Genomic DNA, 16,894 nt, shown 5'->3' with positions numbered 1-16,894 from the left:
GTTCCCCCTGGCCTGTGGTCTCGGCGCGCCCGCGCGCTACAGCGTCGCTTGGTGACGGATGATCACCTTCGTCCCGAGCGGCACCCGCTCGTAGAGATCCGCAATGTCGCCATTGGCGAGGCGGAAGCAGCCGGAGGAAATCGCCTCGCCGATCGTCTCGGGCTGGTTGGTGCCGTGGATGCGGAACACCGTCGAGCCGAGATAGAGCGCGCGTGCGCCCATCGGGTTGCCGGGCCCGCCCGCCATGAAGCGCGGCAGATAGGGCTGGCGCTGCAGCATCTCCGGCGGCGGGCGCCAATCCGGCCATTCCGCCTTGCGGCTGACCTGCACCAGGCCCGACCACTGGAAGCCCTCGCGGCCAACGCCGATGCCGTAGCGCAGTGCCCGGCCATTGCCCTGCACGACATAGAGGAAGCGCTCGGCCGAATGGATGACGACGGTGCCGGGCGCCTCGTTCGAGCGGAACAGCACCATCTGGCGCGCGAAGGGCCCCTCCGTGATGCTGACCTCCTCGGTCGAGACCCGGCCCGGCTCGTCACCGATATCCATCGTCTGCTGGACGGCGGCAGGCGGGCGCGGCTGGGCGTGGCCCGGCTGCGACAGCGCGAACAAGGCCGCCAGTACCGCGGTGCTGTGCAGCAGGCGGAGCGAAAACGTGGTCGATAACGTCATGAGCCTCCTCCTCCCGTCAGCGGCAGCGCACATAGATGAAGGTGCCGTAGCGGCGATGGGCATCGGGATCGACGAAGCGCATCACCAGCATCGAGTCGGTCGCGGACAGGATCTCGCGGTCCTGGAGATCGCCGGGCGGCGCCTCGAAGCCGAGGAAGTTGCGCCCGCCGGGGCCGGCCTTGAGCCGCAGCTCGTAGAGCTTGGCGTCATCGGCGACATGCATCATGACGCCGTCGCCAGGCCCCTTGCTGATGACATAGGGCTGGTTGCAGGCCGCGTGAGCCTGCCCTTCGGTACGCTTGCGATCCTTCTCGTTGTGGAAGGACGCGATGCCCCATCTTCCGATCACGGTGTTCACGCTGATCGTGCTCGGCGCCGCGACCGAGGCGACGACCTGCGTCTGCGGCGCCCGTGGCTCGTCTACGCCCGACAGGCAGCCGCCGAGCACCGCGGAAAGCGCCAGGACGGCGCCGTTGGACGGGAGCGAAAGCCGCAGCCCGTTCTTGACGTTGCTGGTCACCATCCCCCGCTCCGCTCTGATCCCGGCTGTGTGCCGGCCCGGCCGTTAGGGAAATAGGACATGGTTTGCGCGCGAGGGCAATCGCCGCGGCCCCACCGCAGGAACGAGCCGTGCAAGGCGCAGCGCGCGCACCTTGCGGCGCCCACAAAGCTGGGGAAGCCGGGGCGTGCTCAATGATGGGAGTGGACTGAGGCCCAAGGCCCGGCAGCGAAGCCTAACGAGGGCGGCTTGAAGAAAGGTGGTGGGGGAAGCAGGACTCGAACCTGCGAAGGCATAGCCAGCGGATTTACAGTCCGCCCCCTTTGCCGCTCGGGACATTCCCCCGCCTGCGCCGCCAGCGGCTGGGCCGCAGGCGTCTCTCTCGTGTCACTTGCGTGACGGCGACAGGCGCGGCCGGACTTATGGTGACCGGGCCGCCCCCTGTCAACGCCAAAAAGCCACCTGCCGCACCGGCATGGTGAAGCGCCGGGCCATTTCCATGCTGGTCAAGCCGGGGATGTCATGTCAGGGCATGCGCCAGCACTGCAGGAGAACCCCCATGCCAGCACCGTTCCGCCCGAAATCGGATCGTGATCGGCCGGATCGCGACCGGCCGCGCCGCGAGGGCGGGCGCGGGGACGGCCCGCGCCAGACCAGCCCGCGCCGCGCCGACGGCACCCTGCACCACCGCCCGGGCGATATCGACGAGGCGGTTCTCTACGGGGTGCACCCGGTAATCGAGGCCCTGCGCAATCCCAAGCGTCGCCACCGCCGCCTGCTCGCCACCGAAAACGGTGTGAAGCGGCTGCAGGAGGAGATCGGCGACCTGCCGCTCGAACCCGAAATCGTGCGCCCCTCCGAGATCGACCGGCTGCTCACCCCCGATTCGGTGCATCAAGGGCTCTATCTGGTCTGCGACCCCCTGCCCTCGCTCGATCTCGACAGCCTGCCCCACGACGCGATCGTGCTGGCGCTCGACCAGATCACCGACCCGCACAATGTCGGCGCCATCTTGCGCTCGGCCGCAGCCTTCGGGGCCGCGGCGGTGATCGTCACCATCCGCCACTCGCCGGCCGCGACGGGCGTGCTCGCCAAGTCGGCCTCCGGCGCGCTGGAGCATGTGCCGCTCATCGCCGTGCGCAATCTCGGCGACGCGCTCGCCGAGCTCGGCAAGCGCGGCTTCCAGCGCATCGGCTTCGATTCGGATGGCGAGGTCGCCTTCGAGGATGTCGCCCTGACCCGACCGCTGGTCATGGTGATGGGCGCCGAGGGCAAGGGCCTGCGCCAGCGCTCGCGCGAACTCTGCGACCAGGTCGCGCGGCTGGAAGTGCCGGGCGCGATCACCAGCCTCAACGTCTCCAACGCCACCGCGATCGCGCTCTACGCCGCCAGCCGGCGGCGCTGAGCCGGACGGGCCTCAGCGACCTGGAACGACCAGGAGCAGCGCGCCGGTCTCGGCATGGGCGAAGCGGGCGCGCCGGCCCTGCCGCGGCTCGGGATCGCTGATCCTTATGACGCGCGTCGCCGGACGGTCGCGCCGGCCCTCGAGCCGGTAGAGCGTCGGCTCAGGCGTCGGCGAGCGCGCGATGCCCATCCGCACAGGCATATGCTCGAAGGAATTCCGATCGACCGGACGCGGGGCCTCGGTCGCATGGGAGGACGTTCCCCCGCTCGCGACGCTCCAGGGGCCGTAGCCGACCGGCGTCCAGACGCCCTGGCCGAATCCCCGGCTGCGATGCTCGCCGCGCCAGCGCCCGGCATCGGACCTGACCCAGCGGTCATGGCTCATGCGCTGGTGGATGGCGGCGCCGCGGTGATGGTGATGAGCGGCGCCCGCCCGCGCAGCATTGTGGGGCCCGACGCTCTGCGCCGCGGCCGGAACGGCCGGCAGCGACAGGCCGACCAGCATCAGGCCGAGACAGATGATCGTGGTGCGCGGCATGGCGCTCCTCCTTCTCCGCATCTCCAAAGCCTCCGCTACCGACTATAGGCGCTCACGGCGGGCTGGAAAGCGGATTCGCGCGCGCGACCCGCCTGAGACCATCGTCGTACGACCAATTATGCAAGACCAAGTGCTTGATTGCGCAGCCGGTTTCCCGCGCGCATTCCTGTGGCCGACGGTAGCGCGGAACCTCGGGTTTCGCCTCCGCCTTCGCCGCAATCACGTCGAACAAGGACGGTGGGCAAACGGGCAGCGCGGATCGTCCCGCTGCCGGGGTCATCGCAGGGGAGTACTCGCCATGAGCATGGCAGCAAACGCATCGGGGGCGAAGAGCGCGCCACGCCCCATGACGAGTGAAGAGAAGCGCGTCATTCTCGCATCCTCGCTCGGCACCGTCTTCGAATGGTACGACTTCTACCTTTACGGCTCGCTCGCCGTGATGATCGGCGCCCATTTCTTCTCGGCGTTCGATCCCAACACCCGCGCCATCTTCGCGCTGCTCGCCTTCGCCGCCGGCTTCCTGGTCCGCCCCTTCGGCGCGCTGTTCTTCGGTCGCCTGGGTGACCTGATCGGCCGCAAATACACCTTCCTCGTCACCATCGTGATCATGGGCGCCTCGACCTTCCTGGTCGGCCTGCTGCCCAGCTACAACACGATCGGCTGGATCGCCCCCGTCATCCTGATCGCGCTGCGCATGCTCCAGGGCCTGGCGCTCGGCGGCGAATACGGTGGCGCTGCGGTCTATGTCGCCGAGCACGCGCCGGTCGGCCGTCGTGGCTTCTACACCTCCTGGATCCAGACCACCGCAACGCTCGGCCTGCTGCTGTCGCTGCTCGTCATCCTGGTGATCCGCGTCAACATGGGCGAGGCCGAATTCGCTGCCTGGGGCTGGCGCATTCCGTTCCTGCTCTCGATCTTCCTGCTCGCCATCTCGGTCTGGATCCGCCTGCAGATGCAGGAATCCCCGGCCTTCAAGAAGATGAAGGAAGAGGGCACCGGCTCGAAGGCGCCGCTCACCGAGGCCTTCGGCCAGTGGAAGAACGCCCGCATCGCGCTGATCGCCCTGTTCGGTCTGACCATGGGCCAGGCGGTCGTCTGGTACACCGGCCAGTTCTACGCCCTGTTCTTCATCCAGAGCATCCTGAAGGTCGATCTCTACTCGGCGAACGTGCTGATCGCCTGGGCCCTGATCGTCGGCACCGGCGGCTTCATCTTCTTCGGCTCGCTGTCGGACCGGATCGGCCGCAAGCCCGTCATCCTGGCCGGCTGCCTGATCGCGGCGCTGACCTACTTCCCGCTGTTCGGCGCCCTGACCAAGGCCGCCAATCCGGGCCTCGCCGCAGCGCATGAGAACGTGAAGGTCCAGGTCGTCGCCGATCCGGCCACCTGCGGCTCGGTCTTCGACCCGGTCGGCATCCGCACCTTCACCGCGCCTTGCGACATCGCCCGCCGCACGCTGGCCACCCAGGCCATCGTCTACACCCAGGCTCCGGCTCCCGCCGGAACCCCGGCCAAGGTCACCGTCAACGGCAAGGATCTCGCCATCGACGCCACCTTCGCCGCCACGGTCGCCAAGGAAGCGGTCGCTGCCGGTTACCCGGCCCCGGGCGATGCCCGCATCGTCAAGACCGGCTTCTTCAGCGCCCTGTTCAGCGCGCAGTCGCTGACGGTCATCGGCATCCTGACCATCCTCATCATCTATGTGACGATGGTGTACGGCCCGGTCGCCGCGGCGCTGGTCGAGCTCTTCCCGACCCGCATCCGCTACACCGGCATGTCGCTGCCCTACCATATCGGCAACGGCTGGTTCGGCGGCCTGCTCCCGGCGACCTCCTTCGCCATGGTGGCCGGCACCGGCGACATCTACTACGGCCTCTGGTACCCGATCGTCTTTGCCCTCGCGACCTTCGTGATCGGCATGCTGCTGGTGCCCGAGACCAAGGATCGCGACATCACCACCCACGAGAACTGAGCGACGCTCGCCTCTCAACGACATCGGGCCCCGCCTCACCAGGCGGGGCCTTTTCTGTTGGGCTCTCGTTTGTCGGGGTCTGGTTTGTCGCGGTCTTGGCCGAAGGGCCCGCTTGCCCTCGCAAGGCCCGGCTGCTAACCGCTGGAACGTCGAGCCCGCCCGTCAGCGGGACGGCCGCGCCGGCGTAGCACAGCGGTAGTGCAGCGGTTTTGTAAACCGAAGGTCGGGAGTTCGATCCTCTCCGCCGGCACCATTCAACGGCTCCTGCCGCCCGACGACCTGCCGCCGTGGGCGCGTCCGGGGCCACCATGCGAGCGAGGGCCGGTTCGAGCCGGCCCGACGGGGTGAACGAGCGAACCGGACGGACATGCCTGCGACCACCGATTCCAGCCCGCATCGACCGGAAGACCTGCTCGCCCTCGCCGATCGCTGCGAGGCCGCGCGCAAGCCGGACCGGGGGCTCGACGCCGACATCTACGAGGCGCTCGGCTTCAACGTCCGCCGCAAGCCGAGCCATCTCGTCGGCCGGCGCACGCCGCCGGGCGGCATCTATCAGGAAGGCTCGCTCTGGAAGACGCTGGGCTCCGCCAGCGCCAATATCGACGTCGCCGTCGGCCTGCTGCGGCAGAAGGCGCCAGACTGGCGCTGGAGCCTGCAATCCCTCGCCGGCGAGGACAGCGCCACCTTCCAGGCCCTCGTCGCCGAGTGCCAGGCGAGCGGCACGATCGGAGCCCTGGCGATCTGCGCGGCGCTGCTGCGCGCCCTCGCCCGCGCTCGCAGCGCGACGCCTGCGACGACCGACCGCGACGCGGGCTGAGCGCGGCGCCTCCGCCTCACGAAAACTTGACCCCCGCCATGCCCCTGCGACAGCGCTCCGGCGTTGAACGCTGGGCGCCGCCCGCTAGGGTCCGACACCGGCTCCGCCCGAGCCGAGGGAGACAAGAACGATGACCGATCTCAATCTGTCGCGCCGCACCGTCATCGCCGGCGCTGGCGCCCTCGCCGCAGCCGCCTCATTCGACCTGCCTGGGCTTAGCCCGGCCCATGCCCAAGGAGTTCCCGTGAACCAGGCCCCCGGCTTCTACCGCTACAAGGTCGGCGACATCACGCTGACCGCCATCAATGACGGCTTCGCCCGCCGGCCTCTGGAAGGCTTCGTCCGCAATGCCGAGCTGGCCGACGTCAAGAAGGCGATGGAGCAGGCCTTCCTGCCGGCCGACGCGCTGAACATCTCCTTCACGACGCTCGCGATCCAGCAGGGCGGCAAGCTGACCCTGATCGACACCGGCAACGGCGATTCCGGCGCGCCGACCTCGGGCGCCTGGGCCGCCAACTTCAAGGCCGCCGGCTTCGACCCGAAGGATGTCTCGGCCGTCGTGTTCAGCCATTTCCACGGCGACCACATCAACGGATTCCGCCTCAAGGACGGCACCGCGATGTTCCCGAACGCCGAGGTGATGGTCCCGGCCGCCGAATGGGCGTTCTGGATGGACGATGCCAAGATGAACGCCGCCCCCGAGGCGATGAAGGGGGCCTTCGCCGGCGTCCGCCGCGTCTTCGGCCCCGTCGCCAAGGACGTGAAGCAGTTCGAGCCGGGCAAGGAAGTCGTCTCGGGCGTGACCGCCGTCGCCGCGCCGGGCCATACGCCGGGCCACACCACCTTCGCGGTCGCCTCGGGCGGCAAGTCGCTGATGGTGATGTCCGACACCACCAACCACCCTGCCCTGTTCGTGCGCAACCCCGACTGGTCGGCCGTGTTCGACATGGACGGCCCTCAGGCCGCCGCCACCCGGCGCAAGCTGCTCGACATGGTCGCGGCCGACAAGATGCAGGTCGCTTTCTACCATGCGCCCTTCCCCGCGACCGGTCACATCGCCAAGGCCGGCAACGGCTTCGAGATGGTGCCGGTGCAGTGGAGCACCGCGATCTGAGATCGCGCCCCGGCGTGAAACGCGAAAGGCCGGGGGAAACCCCGGCCTTTTTCGTGGCCGCGATTTCGGACCACCTCCGCTCGCGATCCAGACACCGCCTGTGCTAAGGCACCCCTGCGCCGCCACGGCGCACTGCCTTCAGGACCCGTGATGACCGAGCGCTTCCAGGCCATCTCCTTCGTCGCCAGCGACACGCCGGAGGCGCAGGCCGCGCTGACCAAGCTGACCGAGCGCTACGGCAATGCCGACCCGGCAACCGCGGACGTCATCGTCGCGCTGGGCGGCGACGGGCTGATGCTGCAGACGCTCCACCGCTTCATCGGCACGGGTACGCCGATCTACGGCATGAACCGCGGCTCCGTCGGCTTCCTGATGAACGAGTTTCGCGAGCGCGGCCTGCGCAAGCGCCTGACCGAAGCGCAGCGCAGCGTCGTCCACCCGCTCTCCATGAGCGCCGTCGACAAGGACGGCACCGAGGTCCGTGCCGAGGCGATCAACGAGGTCTCGCTGCTGCGCCGCTCCTACCAGGCGGCCAAGCTCAGGATCTCGATCGACGGCCAGGTGAGGCTCGACGAGCTCGTCGCCGACGGCGTCCTGCTGGCAACGCCCGCCGGCTCGACTGCCTATAACCTCTCGGCCAACGGTCCGATCCTGCCGCTCGATGCGCCCCTGCTGGCGCTGACGCCGATCTCGGCCTTCCGGCCCCGCCGTTGGCGCGGCGCGCTGCTGCCGGACCATGCCAAGGTCACGATCGAGGTGCTCGAAGCCGAGAAGCGGCCCGTCAGCGCCGTCGCCGACCATGTCCAGATCGACAATGTCCTGCGCGTCGCCATCGAGATCGACCGCACGGTCGATCTCGTCATGCTCCACGACCCCGGCCACAGCCTCGACGAGCGGATTTTGCGGGAGCAGTTCGGCTACTGAGGGTCGCCATCGCGCCAAGGCGATGGCCGCATCGCCGGAGCCCGGCTAGCCTGCGCGATCCGGCCCGAGCGAGGATCTGCCCCATGCACCGCGACGACATCACCGAAGCCGCCTCCGAAATCGGCAAGGGCAGCTTCATGGCGACCTTTGGCCGCGTGCCGGAGAATTTCACCCTACTGGCCGAGCACGCGCCGGCCGCCTTCGCGGGCTACGGGCTGATCCGCGCCGCAATCATGCGCGACCGAGACGAGGGCGGCGCGCTCGATCTCAAGACCAAAGAGCTGGTCTTCGCCCTGCTCGACACGCTGATCGGCCAGAAGAACAGCGCGAAGAACCATGCGACGGCCGCGATGAAGCTCGGCCTGACGCTGCCCGAACTGGCCGAGGGACTGGTCCAGGTCGTCATGGCCGGCGGCATCACCACCTGGAACGAAACCGGCGCCGACGTGATGCGCCACTGCGTCCAGCTCGAAGCGGAGCGGACGGCGAAAACGGGTTGAAGACGGCTCACGCCGCCTGCCGGATATCCCCGATCTCGAGCTCGACCAGCAGCGCCGGATCGGCCTCGACGAGATAGGCGAAGGCCGCATCGTCGGCGAGCGAATCCGCCATGGCCTTGGCCTCCTCGCGCGCTGCCTCCGCATCGAGGCGACGCAGCAGGCCCATCAGCGCATGGGCTTCGCTGCCCTCGAGCCGCTCGCAGGCGATCAGCACGTCGCGCAGCAGGCTCCGGTCGATCCCGCGTCCGGAGCCACCCTTGTCGAAACCGCGCGCATTGAGCGCGGCGATGGCGGCGGCGAAGGCCGGTTGCAGGGCGTCGGGCAGCCCGGCCTTGCGGCACAGCGCCTTCAGCCCGGCACCGCGACGATCGCGCAGCAGCGCGGCGACCCGGTTCGCGGGCAGATCCGAGAGGAGCACGAAGGCCGCTTCCGCCAGCGCCGGCTCGCCGGAAAGCAGCGAGCGAAGCATCAGCCCCGGCGTCAGCCGGCCATGGCTGCGCAGGACCTCGACGATGGCGGGCGCATCGCTGTCCTCGCCACCGGCGGCAAGCGCCACCGCGACGCGCTCGGTCGATTCGCGCGCGAGCCGGGCGCTGCGCTCCGGCGTCAGCCAGCCGCAGCCGGCCACGAAATCGGCCAGCGCGTCCGAGACCCTGGCGGCGATCGTCTGGCGCAGCCCGGCCGGCAGATCGGCCCGCGCAAGCAAGGCCTCGCGCAGCGCACCGCAATCGCCGGCACGCTCGACCATGCGCTCCAGAGAGAAGTCGGGAATGTCGGCGGTGCGGTTGCCGGCCAGCGTCACCAGCGCCTCCTCGCAGCCGACCTCGGCCAGCGCGGCGCAGACGCCGGCCGGCAGGTGGGGCCGCAACGCGATCGCCTTCTGGGCCAGTGCATCGCCGATCGCGGCCGCATCGACCAGATCGGCCTCGGTCAGCACCGGCGAATGCGCCAGCACGAGGGCTGCCACGTCGCTCTGGTCGGCGGTTAGGCCGAGAATGAGATTGCGCGGCGCCCGCGGCGAGGACGCCATCTCCTCGGCGATCGCCCGGCGCACGCGCGGCGACGGATCGTCGATCAGCGCAATCAGCGCGATCTCGGCCTCGGAGCGGTCCTCATCGGCCATGCCGGAGCGCAGATAGGCGCCCGCCAGCGCAGCCGCGCCGTTGGCGCGCTCCTCGGCATTGGCGGTGCGGGCCCAGAGCAGGAAGCGACGAACGATCATCGGCCGTTCCGCTGGATCATGAAGGCGGAGAGATCGAGCGGCGCCCGGCGGCTGCGTCCGGCGCTGCGCTCCTGCACCGCGCCCGTCGGCTGAGTCAGCTCCACAGGGCGTGAGGGCGGCAGCGGGGCCTGCACCGCCCGGGTCGAGGCGGCGGCGTTGGCGGCGGCGGCATCGGACGCGGTCGGCGCGACCGCCGTGGCGTCCGACTTGGTCTGCCGCGGGAAGAAGCGGTCGGCCGGGTCGAGCGAGGCTGTCCGCCCGGCATCCCCGCGCGGCGTCGACCAGAGATTGGCGACGGCCTGGGAGACCGGGGCACGCGAGCCTTCCGTCGAGAACAGGCCGATCAGACCCTTGGCCCGTCCGGGCGCCAGAGCGGCGGCGATCTCGGCCGGCTTGTCGCCGCCCTGCCCTGCGACGTTCTGCGTGACGGTCGCCGAGGCGGCGAGCTGCGTGTTGGCATGGCTGGCGGCCAGCACGCCATAGACCTCCTGGGCGCTGCGCGCGCGGCCGGTCTTGTCGAAGAAGATGCTGCGATTGGCGGCAGCCGCCTCGGGGAAATCCTTGGCGGCGGCGCGCGTCGGGTCGCTCGCCGCGGTCTTGATCAGGTCGGAAGCACCGCGCGCGCCGAGAACATGCGCCATATAGAGCTCGCCCGCCTGCGGCTGGCGGCCGAGCGCCCCCGCCAGCTGGTCGCGGTTCTTCTGGGTCAGCGCGCCCGCCATCACGGCGGCCACCTGCGGGTCCTTGCGCAGCTCGAGGATCTTCTCGCGAGCCGCCGGATCGGCGACGGTCAGCCGCCCGCCGGACTCGGTGATGGCGTCGGCATAGCTGGAAAGCCCCTGCTTCGGCCCCTCCTGCTTCACCATCGACAGCCAGGTCTGCTCGATGAACTGGAACAGGCCGGTCGCGCTCGAGGTCTTTGCCTTGGCGTCGGGCTCGAGCGAGGATTCGCGCTGGGCCGTCTTGAGCAGGTAATCGAACCCCGCCCCGGTCTTGGCCGCGCCGTCGCGAATGGCGCTCACCACCGGGTTTGCCGGCTGGGTCTCGCGCGACTGCGGGGTGGAGAACAGGAACATAGGGACTCTCGGGCGCACCCACCGGCGGCGGCCGCCGCAGGACTCTGCGGCGCGGTCTGGAGAGTGGCCCGGTTATGGTAAGCGAAGCGTTAATCGCGACGCATCGTCAGCTGGCAGCAGCGGGAGACGGGGGGCGCCTTTCGCCGGCGCGATGCGCTAGAGTGCGGAATCGCCTTGGGCATGGAGAGACAGGGATGCCAGAGCTGAAACGCCACAAGCGCGGCGGGATCTATTTCGAGGATTTCGAGGTCGGCGCCGTGATCGAGCACGGGCTGACGCGCACCGTCACGCAGATGGACAACATGCTGTTCTCCAACATGACGCTGAACCCGCAACCCCTTCACATCGATGCCCATTTCTGCGCGACCGAGACGGAATGGGGCCAGCCCCTGATGAACTCGCTGTTCACGCTCGGCCTGATGATCGGCATCTCCGTGAACGACACCACGGTGGGCACCACCATTGGCAATCTCGGCATGACCGACGTCACCTTCCCGGCCCCGCTCTTCGAGGGCGACACCATCAACGTCACAACCGAGATCGTGGCCAAGCGCGAATCGCGCTCGCGGCCGGATGCGGGCATCGTCGAGTTCCACCACCGCGCCTACAAGCAGGACGGCACGCTGGTGGCCCAGTGCCGTCGCCAGGCCTTCATGCGTCGCCATCCCGCCCCCATCGCCTTGGACGTCTGATGCGCTCGCTCCTCTTCGTTCCGGGCGACAGCCCGCGCAAGCAGCAGAAGGGCCTCACCAGCGGTGCGGATGCGCTGATTCTCGATCTCGAGGATTCCGTCGCGCTCGACGCCAAGCCGCAGGCCCGCGAGATCACCCGCGCCTTCCTTGCCGAGGCGCGCGCATTGCCGCGCTGTCCGCGGCTGATCGTCAGGGTCAACGCGCTGACCACCGGGCTGACCGAGGCCGATCTCGACGCCGTCATGCCGGGCGCGCCGGATGCAATCATGCTGCCGAAATCGGAAAGCGGCAGCGATGCCGGGCATCTCGCCGCGAAGATCGCGGTGCGCGAGGCAGAATGCGACCTGCCCGACGGCGGCACCCGGATCATCCCGATCGCGACCGAGACGGGAAAAGGCATCTTCGGCCTCGGCAGCTATGCCGGCGCCACTCACCGGCTCGAAGCCCTGACCTGGGGTGCCGAGGACCTGTCAGCCGATCTCGGCGCCGAGACCAACCGCCTGCCGGACGGCCACTACACCGATCCCTACCGGCTCGCCCGCTCGCTGACCCTGTTCGCGGCGGCCTCCGCCCAGGTCGATGCGATCGACACCGTCTTCACCGCCTTCCGCGACGCCGAGGGCTTCCGGGCCGAGTGCCTGGCGGCGCGGCGCGACGGGTTCACGGGCAAGATGGCGATCCACCCCGACCAGGTCGCGCCAATCAACGAGGTCTTCTCGCCCTCGCCGGAGGCTCTGGCCCGGGCCCAGGCGATCATCGCGCTGTTCGAGGCCAATCCGGGTCTCGGCGTGATCGGGCTGGATGGCGAAATGCTCGATCGTCCCCATCTGGTGAGGGCGCAGCGCCTCGTGGCGCGTGCTCGCAGATGGGATGAATGAACCGCTGGAGGCGATTCCAATGACTCGGGTTTTCGAGGTTTCGGGCATGCATTGCGGCGGCTGCCTGTCGCGCGTCCAGACGGCGGCGGAAAAGCTCGCCCCGGGCACGACCGTGACGCTTGAGCCGCCGCGGCTGACCCTGCCGCAGACTGCAACCCTCGACGCCGCCGCCATCAACGCGGCGCTGGCCCCGCTCGGCGACTACCGGGTGAAGCCGGCGGGCTGAGGAGGTTGCCGCCGAAGCGGCCAAGGCGACCGCTTCGCCGCCTTCAGCCGCCCGGCGGGCGCTGGATCGAGAACAGGTGGTCGACCTCGGCATAGTCGGCATAGCCGCAGCGCGCCACGGGGTGTGCGGCGGCCGTGTCGAAGCGCCCGTCGCAGATGAAGGCATCGTCCATGAAGATGCCGACGACCTGCCCCAGCACCATCCAGCGCTCGACGCTGCGGCCTTCGAGATCGACGAGTTGCTGCACCGAGAGCAGCTTGCATTCCAGCGCGGCCGGGCTGCCGGCCACGCGCGGCGGCTTGACGAAGTGCGAGGGCGCCATCTCCAGCCCGGCATGCCCGTATTCGCTGGTGCCGCGCGGCAGCGGCGCCGAGGTCAGGTTCATCGCGCCAACCAGCGACTTCGTCACCATCGAGCAGGTGAATTCAGCCGTCTCCTCGATGAAGGCGATCGCGTCCTTCTTGCCCTCCGAGGAGAACATCACGATGTGCGGCCGCGTCGAGACGGCGTTGAAATAGCTGTAGGGCGAGAGATTGACCTCGCCCTTCGCGCTCAACGCCGTGATCCAGCCGATCGGGCGTGGCGTCACGATCGCCTTGAACGGGTCGTGCGGCAGGCCGTGATCCTGCGCGGCGGGCGAATAGATCATGAGGTCAGGCTCCGTAATGGCTGACGATATCGGCCAGGACGGGCCGCTCGCGGTCGGCCGGCACGGAGCCGGCCGTGCCGAGATGGATGAAGCCGGCGATGCGCTCCTCGGCTGCGAGGCCGAAGGCGGTGAGCACGCTGCGGTCGAAGGAGAACCAGTTGGTCAGCCAGCAGCCGGCGAAACCCATCGCCTGAGCTGCGACCAGCATCGTCATGCAGACCGCGCCCGCCGTCAGCTCCTGCTCCCATTGCGGGATCTTCACATGCGGTGCGGCGCGGGACACCACCGCCACGATGACGGGCGCGTGCAGCAGGCGCTTGCGCTCGAAGGCGACCTGATCCTCGGCAGCCTCGGGATTGCGGTTGCGGAAGGCCTGCGCCACCACATCGGCCGCCGTCTCCCGGGCGGCGCCGGAGAAGACGATGAAGCGCCAGGGCACCAGTTTGCCGTGGTCCGGCACGCGCGAGGCGATGGTCAGCAATTCGTCGAGCTGGGCGCCGTCGGGGCCGGGCGCGGTCAGGAGCTGCGGCGGCACCGACCGCCGCAGCTTGAGCAGGGAGAGCGTATCGGTCATGAAGCATCCGGATGCGAGGAACCCGAACAGACCTAGTGTCTCGCCATGATCAGGACAAGCGAGCCTGCTGAGACATGAGCGCAAGGGGGCCGGGGGCTGTGATCATGTTTGAATGCGAACGGTTCGAGACAGCAAAGCGCCGGACGGGCCTCTGCGCCGCAGCGCTCCTGCTCGGCCTTCATGCCGGCCCGGCCTGGGCGCAGGTTCCCGCGCCCGTTCCCCCCACCCTGCCGCTGCCGGTTCCCGCCCCCGCCCCGGTCCAGCCGCCGACCATCGGCGGAGCCGTGGGTGCGACACCGGTCCAGCCCGGCCCGCCGCCTGCCACCCAGCAGGCGCCGCTGCGGCTCTCGGCCCAGTTCGCCGCCGGCGACCGCAAGCCGATCCGCTCCGGCCTGGTCTGGCGCATCCTGTCCGAGACCGCGGACGGCTCGCCGCCGCGCATCGTCGGCCGCTCGGCCGATGCCGAGCCGCTGTTCTCGCTGGAGCCCGGCACCTATCTGCTGCACGCCGCCTATGGCTTCGCCAGCGGCACCAAGCGCGTCACCCTGGGTCCGCAGGGGCTGCGCGAGCAGGTCGCCATCAGCGCCGGCGGCCTTTCGCTCGGCGGCTCGATCGGCGATGCACCGATCGCCCCCGCCCAGCTCGGCTTCCAGATCTTCGTGCCGCTGCAGGGCAATTCGGAAGGCCGCCTCGTCACTAATGCCCGCGGCGGCGAGCTCGTCCGGCTGCCCGAGGGCACCTATCACATCGTCTCGACCTATGGCGATTCCAACGCGATCCAGCGCGCCGATGTGAAGGTCGAATCCGGCAGGGTCACCGATGCCACGCTGCATCACCGTGCCGCCCGGGTGACGCTGAAGCTCGTCGCGGCGGCCGGTGGCGAGGCCTTCGCCGGCACCGCCTTCAGCGTGCTGACGCCAGGCGGCGACGTCATCCGCGAGGCGATCGGCGCCTTTCCGCAGGTCATCCTGGCTGAGGGCGATTACGTTCTGATCGCGCGTCAGGAAGGCCAGGTCTTCTCGCGGGACTTTAAGGTGGAATCCGGCCTCGACCGCGACATCGAGGTGCTGGCGCGCTGAGCCCTGGGGCCTTGGTGGGTCGGCGTCAGTTCGTCGCCTTGGGGACTGCGCCTGCCACAGCGGCCGCGACACCATCGGCGATGCGGATGGCGAGGCAGCGATAGCCGGCCTCGACCAGCTCCGTGCCGTTCATGCCGATCAGCTCCTGCTGGGTGAAGCGACGCGAGCTCGCCCACTCCCGCATCACGCCGTAGCGCGGGAAGACGGCGACGCCGAACTCCTCGGAGGTGCGCTTCAGCACGGCGCGGTAGTCGTCGTAATGGGGATAGCGCCCCTCGCGCGGCATCCAGGGCAGATCCATCATGACGAGGTCGATGCCCGCCGACTGGACCTTTCGGATGCCCTTCTTCAGGATTTTGGCGAGCTTCTCCTCGCCGATATGGTTCACCACGTCGTTGGCGACGGTCTGCCAGATGACGAGGCCCGGCGCCTGCTCGATGACGTCGGCCTCCATCCGCATCAGCATCTCATAGGCGGATTGCCCGCCGACGCCGCGATTGACCACACGAATCTCCGCCTGCGGCAGGCGGCGGCGCAGCTCTTCCTCCAGCACGGTCGGGTAGCTCTTGTCGGCACTGCTTGCCCCCGCCCCGGCAGTGGTGGAGGAGCCGATCGCGACGATGGTCAGCTTGCCGGTTTCGCGCAGTGCCTGGATGGCCTTGGGCAGGGCCGGACGGAACGCGTTTGCGGCGCCACCGTCACGGCAGCGCTGGTCCGCCGGGGGTGGTGGCGCGACTGGGCCGGCAGAAGCGGGCGCGAACGCCGCAGCGGCGTTCAGTGCGACTGCGGCGAAGCCCGTCGCGACGGCGCGGCGGAACGGCCGGCAGCAAGCGTGAGCGACTGATACCACGTCAGGAACATCCCCAACCCCACCAGGATCGTAACCCCGATGAGGCAAACGAGCAATTGCGGGCCCAGAGCGAAGCCGGTCTCGGCCATCACGATTTGACCGGCGATCGACAACACCGTCCCGGCGCAGAAGACATCGAGCGAATGCCGCCCGACGATCGCCAGCACGCGACCCGCCGCGAAGCGAAGCAGCCCGGCGCCGGCGGGCAGGAAGCGCATCGCCAGCCAGGCCAGCGCCAGCACGTGGAGCACGCGGCTAACGGCGAGATTGGTCTTGTCGGAGCCGAGCTGGACCGAGTCGAACCAGTCGTTCAGGGCCGCGATCCCGGTCGGATTGCCGGCCGCCGTCTTGGCGAAAAGCGCAAACAGCACATAGGCGAGCGCCAGCGCGTCAAGCCAGCGCAGCCGCGGCAGCTCGAGCCCGCCTTGCATGGCGCGGCCGATGACGATGCCGAGCGTGAACACGACCTGCCAGGCGAAGGGGTTGAAGAACCAGCCGGCGGCATGGACGTTCGGGAAGTTCAGCTCGAACCACAGCGCGCCCTGCCAGATGCAAAGCGAGACCAGAACCGCCCCGGCCGGGCTCAGCCGAACCGCGAGGTAAAGCAGCGGGAACAGGCCGAGCAGCACGATGTAGAGCGGCAGGATGTCGAGATAGGAAGGCTGGTAGCGCAGCGTCAGCACGTCGATCAGCGCCGCCAGCGTGTCGCTGAAGAAGGGCTGGATGTTGATCGCCTCGATATAGAGCGGGTTCTGCGTCCGCGTCACTGCCGCCGCCACCACGCCGCAGACGACGATGAAGGTCGCGAGATGCGCGATGTAGAGCGTCCACAGCCGCCCGCCGATCTTGAGCGCGCCGACTGTCAGCCCCTGCCGCTCGATCAGGCTGCCATAGGCCAGCGTGGCCGAGACGCCCGCCAGCAGCACGAAAGCATCCGCCCCGTCGGAGAAGCCGAAATTATGCGGCATCCACGCGGCGACCGCGTTTCCCGGCATGTGGTTGATGAAGATAATCAGCAGGGCGAGGCCGCGGATCACGTCGATCCGGGCGTCGCGGCCCTCGCCCGCGCCGACTCCGCCCGGGCCTTGGCCCAAGAGCAGGAATCGCGACATGGCGGACAGCTGCTGCACCACGATGATCCGGCGGATGGAACGGGGCGAACGCGAGGCCGGCGCATCGGGTTCCCCCGACATGAACAAGCGCACGGA

General features: G+C 69.3%; 19 protein-coding genes and 2 tRNA genes. 11 read left to right on the top strand and 10 right to left on the bottom strand.

Annotated features, from left to right (window positions below):
• Nucleotides 1-36 precede the first annotated feature (36 nt).
• The 3 genes from ABIE41_RS14200 to ABIE41_RS14190 all read right to left on the bottom strand — a co-directional run bounded on the left by ABIE41_RS14200 (nucleotide 37) and on the right by ABIE41_RS14190 (nucleotide 1,516).
• Complete coding sequence (locus tag ABIE41_RS14200) at nucleotides 37-672, bottom strand: L,D-transpeptidase (RefSeq protein WP_192641039.1); 636 nt, start codon at nucleotides 670-672, stop codon at nucleotides 37-39.
• A gap of 16 nt (nucleotides 673-688) precedes the next feature.
• A complete protein-coding gene (locus ABIE41_RS14195; protein ID WP_192641038.1) occupies nucleotides 689-1,195 on the bottom strand; it encodes a hypothetical protein in 507 nt (168 codons plus the stop codon).
• Nucleotides 1,196-1,431: 236 nt separating this feature from the next.
• Nucleotides 1,432-1,516, bottom strand: a tRNA-Tyr gene (locus tag ABIE41_RS14190).
• Nucleotides 1,517-1,730: 214 nt separating this feature from the next.
• On the opposite strand from ABIE41_RS14190, the gene rlmB reads away from it, so the two are divergent.
• Entirely contained in the window at nucleotides 1,731-2,576 is an 846-nt protein-coding gene (gene rlmB, locus ABIE41_RS14185) for a 23S rRNA (guanosine(2251)-2'-O)-methyltransferase RlmB (RefSeq protein ID WP_192641037.1), read from the top strand.
• 12 nt (nucleotides 2,577-2,588) lie between these two features.
• On the opposite strand, the gene ABIE41_RS14180 is transcribed toward rlmB, so the two are convergent.
• Nucleotides 2,589-3,113 carry a hypothetical protein gene (locus tag ABIE41_RS14180; RefSeq protein ID WP_192641036.1) on the bottom strand — a complete coding sequence of 175 codons (525 nt, stop codon included), beginning with the start codon at nucleotides 3,111-3,113 and terminating at the stop codon, nucleotides 2,589-2,591.
• Between the two features lie 346 nt (nucleotides 3,114-3,459).
• On the opposite strand from ABIE41_RS14180, the gene ABIE41_RS14175 reads away from it, so the two are divergent.
• The 6 genes from ABIE41_RS14175 (at nucleotide 3,460) to ABIE41_RS14150 (ending at nucleotide 8,440) form a co-directional block, all read left to right on the top strand.
• Entirely contained in the window at nucleotides 3,460-5,085 is a 1,626-nt protein-coding gene (locus tag ABIE41_RS14175) for an MFS transporter (protein WP_192641035.1), read from the top strand.
• A 178-nt stretch (nucleotides 5,086-5,263) separates the two neighbouring features.
• Nucleotides 5,264-5,338 (top strand) — tRNA-Thr (locus ABIE41_RS14170).
• A gap of 114 nt (nucleotides 5,339-5,452) precedes the next feature.
• Nucleotides 5,453-5,902, top strand: a complete 450-nt coding sequence (locus ABIE41_RS14165; RefSeq protein WP_192641034.1) for a hypothetical protein — start codon at nucleotides 5,453-5,455, stop codon at nucleotides 5,900-5,902.
• Between the two features lie 130 nt (nucleotides 5,903-6,032).
• Nucleotides 6,033-7,016, top strand: coding sequence for an MBL fold metallo-hydrolase (locus ABIE41_RS14160; RefSeq protein ID WP_192641033.1), 984 nt, complete (start codon nucleotides 6,033-6,035; stop codon nucleotides 7,014-7,016).
• Nucleotides 7,017-7,166: 150 nt separating this feature from the next.
• Nucleotides 7,167-7,940, top strand: coding sequence for an NAD kinase (locus tag ABIE41_RS14155; protein WP_192641032.1), 774 nt, complete (start codon nucleotides 7,167-7,169; stop codon nucleotides 7,938-7,940).
• 83 nt (nucleotides 7,941-8,023) lie between these two features.
• Nucleotides 8,024-8,440, top strand: a complete 417-nt coding sequence (locus ABIE41_RS14150) for a carboxymuconolactone decarboxylase family protein (RefSeq protein ID WP_192641031.1) — start codon at nucleotides 8,024-8,026, stop codon at nucleotides 8,438-8,440.
• A gap of 7 nt (nucleotides 8,441-8,447) precedes the next feature.
• Here ABIE41_RS14150 and ABIE41_RS14145 read toward each other — a convergent pair whose 3' ends face one another.
• Together ABIE41_RS14145 and ABIE41_RS14140 are read right to left on the bottom strand one after the other, a co-directional pair.
• Nucleotides 8,448-9,662 (bottom strand): DUF2336 domain-containing protein, encoded by a 1,215-nt coding sequence (locus ABIE41_RS14145; protein ID WP_192641030.1) that lies wholly within the window; start codon nucleotides 9,660-9,662, stop codon nucleotides 8,448-8,450.
• Nucleotides 9,659-10,738, bottom strand: a complete 1,080-nt coding sequence (locus ABIE41_RS14140) for a lytic transglycosylase domain-containing protein (RefSeq protein WP_192641029.1) — start codon at nucleotides 10,736-10,738, stop codon at nucleotides 9,659-9,661. Before ABIE41_RS14140 ends, ABIE41_RS14145 begins: the two co-directional genes overlap by 4 nt.
• A 194-nt stretch (nucleotides 10,739-10,932) precedes the next feature.
• Here ABIE41_RS14140 and ABIE41_RS14135 point away from each other — a divergent pair, with 194 nt between their 5' ends.
• From ABIE41_RS14135 to ABIE41_RS14125, 3 genes are read left to right on the top strand one after another with little or no spacing between them, the layout of a single operon-like run.
• Nucleotides 10,933-11,430 (top strand): MaoC family dehydratase, encoded by a 498-nt coding sequence (locus ABIE41_RS14135; RefSeq protein WP_192641028.1) that lies wholly within the window; start codon nucleotides 10,933-10,935, stop codon nucleotides 11,428-11,430.
• Nucleotides 11,430-12,308: an HpcH/HpaI aldolase/citrate lyase family protein gene (locus ABIE41_RS14130; protein WP_192641027.1), complete on the top strand. Its 879-nt coding sequence runs from the start codon at nucleotides 11,430-11,432 to the stop codon at nucleotides 12,306-12,308. The genes ABIE41_RS14135 and ABIE41_RS14130 overlap by 1 nt, the downstream gene beginning before the upstream one ends.
• A gap of 19 nt (nucleotides 12,309-12,327) precedes the next feature.
• Nucleotides 12,328-12,534: a heavy-metal-associated domain-containing protein gene (locus ABIE41_RS14125; RefSeq protein WP_192641026.1), complete on the top strand. Its 207-nt coding sequence runs from the start codon at nucleotides 12,328-12,330 to the stop codon at nucleotides 12,532-12,534.
• 43 nt (nucleotides 12,535-12,577) lie between these two features.
• On the opposite strand, the gene ABIE41_RS14120 is transcribed toward ABIE41_RS14125, so the two are convergent.
• Together ABIE41_RS14120 and ABIE41_RS14115 are read right to left on the bottom strand one after the other, a co-directional pair.
• Nucleotides 12,578-13,183 (bottom strand): flavin reductase family protein, encoded by a 606-nt coding sequence (locus ABIE41_RS14120; RefSeq protein WP_192641025.1) that lies wholly within the window; start codon nucleotides 13,181-13,183, stop codon nucleotides 12,578-12,580.
• Between the two features lie 4 nt (nucleotides 13,184-13,187).
• Nucleotides 13,188-13,757, bottom strand: coding sequence for a nitroreductase family protein (locus tag ABIE41_RS14115; RefSeq protein WP_192641024.1), 570 nt, complete (start codon nucleotides 13,755-13,757; stop codon nucleotides 13,188-13,190).
• A 104-nt stretch (nucleotides 13,758-13,861) separates the two neighbouring features.
• Between ABIE41_RS14115 and ABIE41_RS14110 the strand changes: the two genes are divergently transcribed.
• Entirely contained in the window at nucleotides 13,862-14,836 is a 975-nt protein-coding gene (locus tag ABIE41_RS14110) for a hypothetical protein (RefSeq protein WP_192641023.1), read from the top strand.
• 25 nt (nucleotides 14,837-14,861) lie between these two features.
• On the opposite strand, the gene ABIE41_RS14105 is transcribed toward ABIE41_RS14110, so the two are convergent.
• Both ABIE41_RS14105 and ABIE41_RS14100 read right to left on the bottom strand, forming a co-directional pair.
• Nucleotides 14,862-15,686, bottom strand: coding sequence for an SGNH/GDSL hydrolase family protein (locus ABIE41_RS14105; protein WP_192641022.1), 825 nt, complete (start codon nucleotides 15,684-15,686; stop codon nucleotides 14,862-14,864).
• Nucleotides 15,611-16,816 (bottom strand): OpgC family protein, encoded by a 1,206-nt coding sequence (locus ABIE41_RS14100; protein ID WP_192641021.1) that lies wholly within the window; start codon nucleotides 16,814-16,816, stop codon nucleotides 15,611-15,613. Before ABIE41_RS14100 ends, ABIE41_RS14105 begins: the two co-directional genes overlap by 76 nt.
• Nucleotides 16,817-16,894 lie beyond the last annotated feature (78 nt).

The organism is Bosea sp. OAE506, from assembly GCF_040546595.1.
GTDB lineage: Bacteria > Pseudomonadota > Alphaproteobacteria > Rhizobiales > Beijerinckiaceae > Allobosea.
The sequence above is the reverse complement of the archived record's forward strand: the minus strand, read 5'-3'. Positions and strand labels throughout refer to the sequence as shown.

Bases quoted from the DNA above. Each gene is read 5' to 3' on its own strand.
- rlmB (WP_192641037.1), top strand. From the start codon at position 1,731: ATGCCAGCACCGTTCCGCCCGAAATCGGATCGTGATCGGCCGGATCGC.
- ABIE41_RS14165 (WP_192641034.1), top strand. From the start codon at position 5,453: ATGCCTGCGACCACCGATTCCAGCCCGCATCGACCGGAAGACCTGCTC.
- ABIE41_RS14110 (WP_192641023.1), top strand. From the start codon at position 13,862: ATGTTTGAATGCGAACGGTTCGAGACAGCAAAGCGCCGGACGGGCCTC.
- ABIE41_RS14135 (WP_192641028.1), top strand. From the start codon at position 10,933: ATGCCAGAGCTGAAACGCCACAAGCGCGGCGGGATCTATTTCGAGGAT.
- ABIE41_RS14140 (WP_192641029.1), bottom strand. From the start codon at position 10,738: ATGTTCCTGTTCTCCACCCCGCAGTCGCGCGAGACCCAGCCGGCAAAC.
- ABIE41_RS14195 (WP_192641038.1), bottom strand. From the start codon at position 1,195: ATGGTGACCAGCAACGTCAAGAACGGGCTGCGGCTTTCGCTCCCGTCC.
- ABIE41_RS14125 (WP_192641026.1), top strand. From the start codon at position 12,328: ATGACTCGGGTTTTCGAGGTTTCGGGCATGCATTGCGGCGGCTGCCTG.
- ABIE41_RS14155 (WP_192641032.1), top strand. From the start codon at position 7,167: ATGACCGAGCGCTTCCAGGCCATCTCCTTCGTCGCCAGCGACACGCCG.
- ABIE41_RS14200 (WP_192641039.1), bottom strand. From the start codon at position 672: ATGACGTTATCGACCACGTTTTCGCTCCGCCTGCTGCACAGCACCGCG.
- ABIE41_RS14180 (WP_192641036.1), bottom strand. From the start codon at position 3,113: ATGCCGCGCACCACGATCATCTGTCTCGGCCTGATGCTGGTCGGCCTG.
- ABIE41_RS14150 (WP_192641031.1), top strand. From the start codon at position 8,024: ATGCACCGCGACGACATCACCGAAGCCGCCTCCGAAATCGGCAAGGGC.
- ABIE41_RS14175 (WP_192641035.1), top strand. From the start codon at position 3,460: ATGACGAGTGAAGAGAAGCGCGTCATTCTCGCATCCTCGCTCGGCACC.
- ABIE41_RS14115 (WP_192641024.1), bottom strand. From the start codon at position 13,757: ATGACCGATACGCTCTCCCTGCTCAAGCTGCGGCGGTCGGTGCCGCCG.
- ABIE41_RS14160 (WP_192641033.1), top strand. From the start codon at position 6,033: ATGACCGATCTCAATCTGTCGCGCCGCACCGTCATCGCCGGCGCTGGC.
- ABIE41_RS14120 (WP_192641025.1), bottom strand. From the start codon at position 13,183: ATGATCTATTCGCCCGCCGCGCAGGATCACGGCCTGCCGCACGACCCG.
- ABIE41_RS14145 (WP_192641030.1), bottom strand. From the start codon at position 9,662: ATGATCGTTCGTCGCTTCCTGCTCTGGGCCCGCACCGCCAATGCCGAG.
- ABIE41_RS14130 (WP_192641027.1), top strand. From the start codon at position 11,430: ATGCGCTCGCTCCTCTTCGTTCCGGGCGACAGCCCGCGCAAGCAGCAG.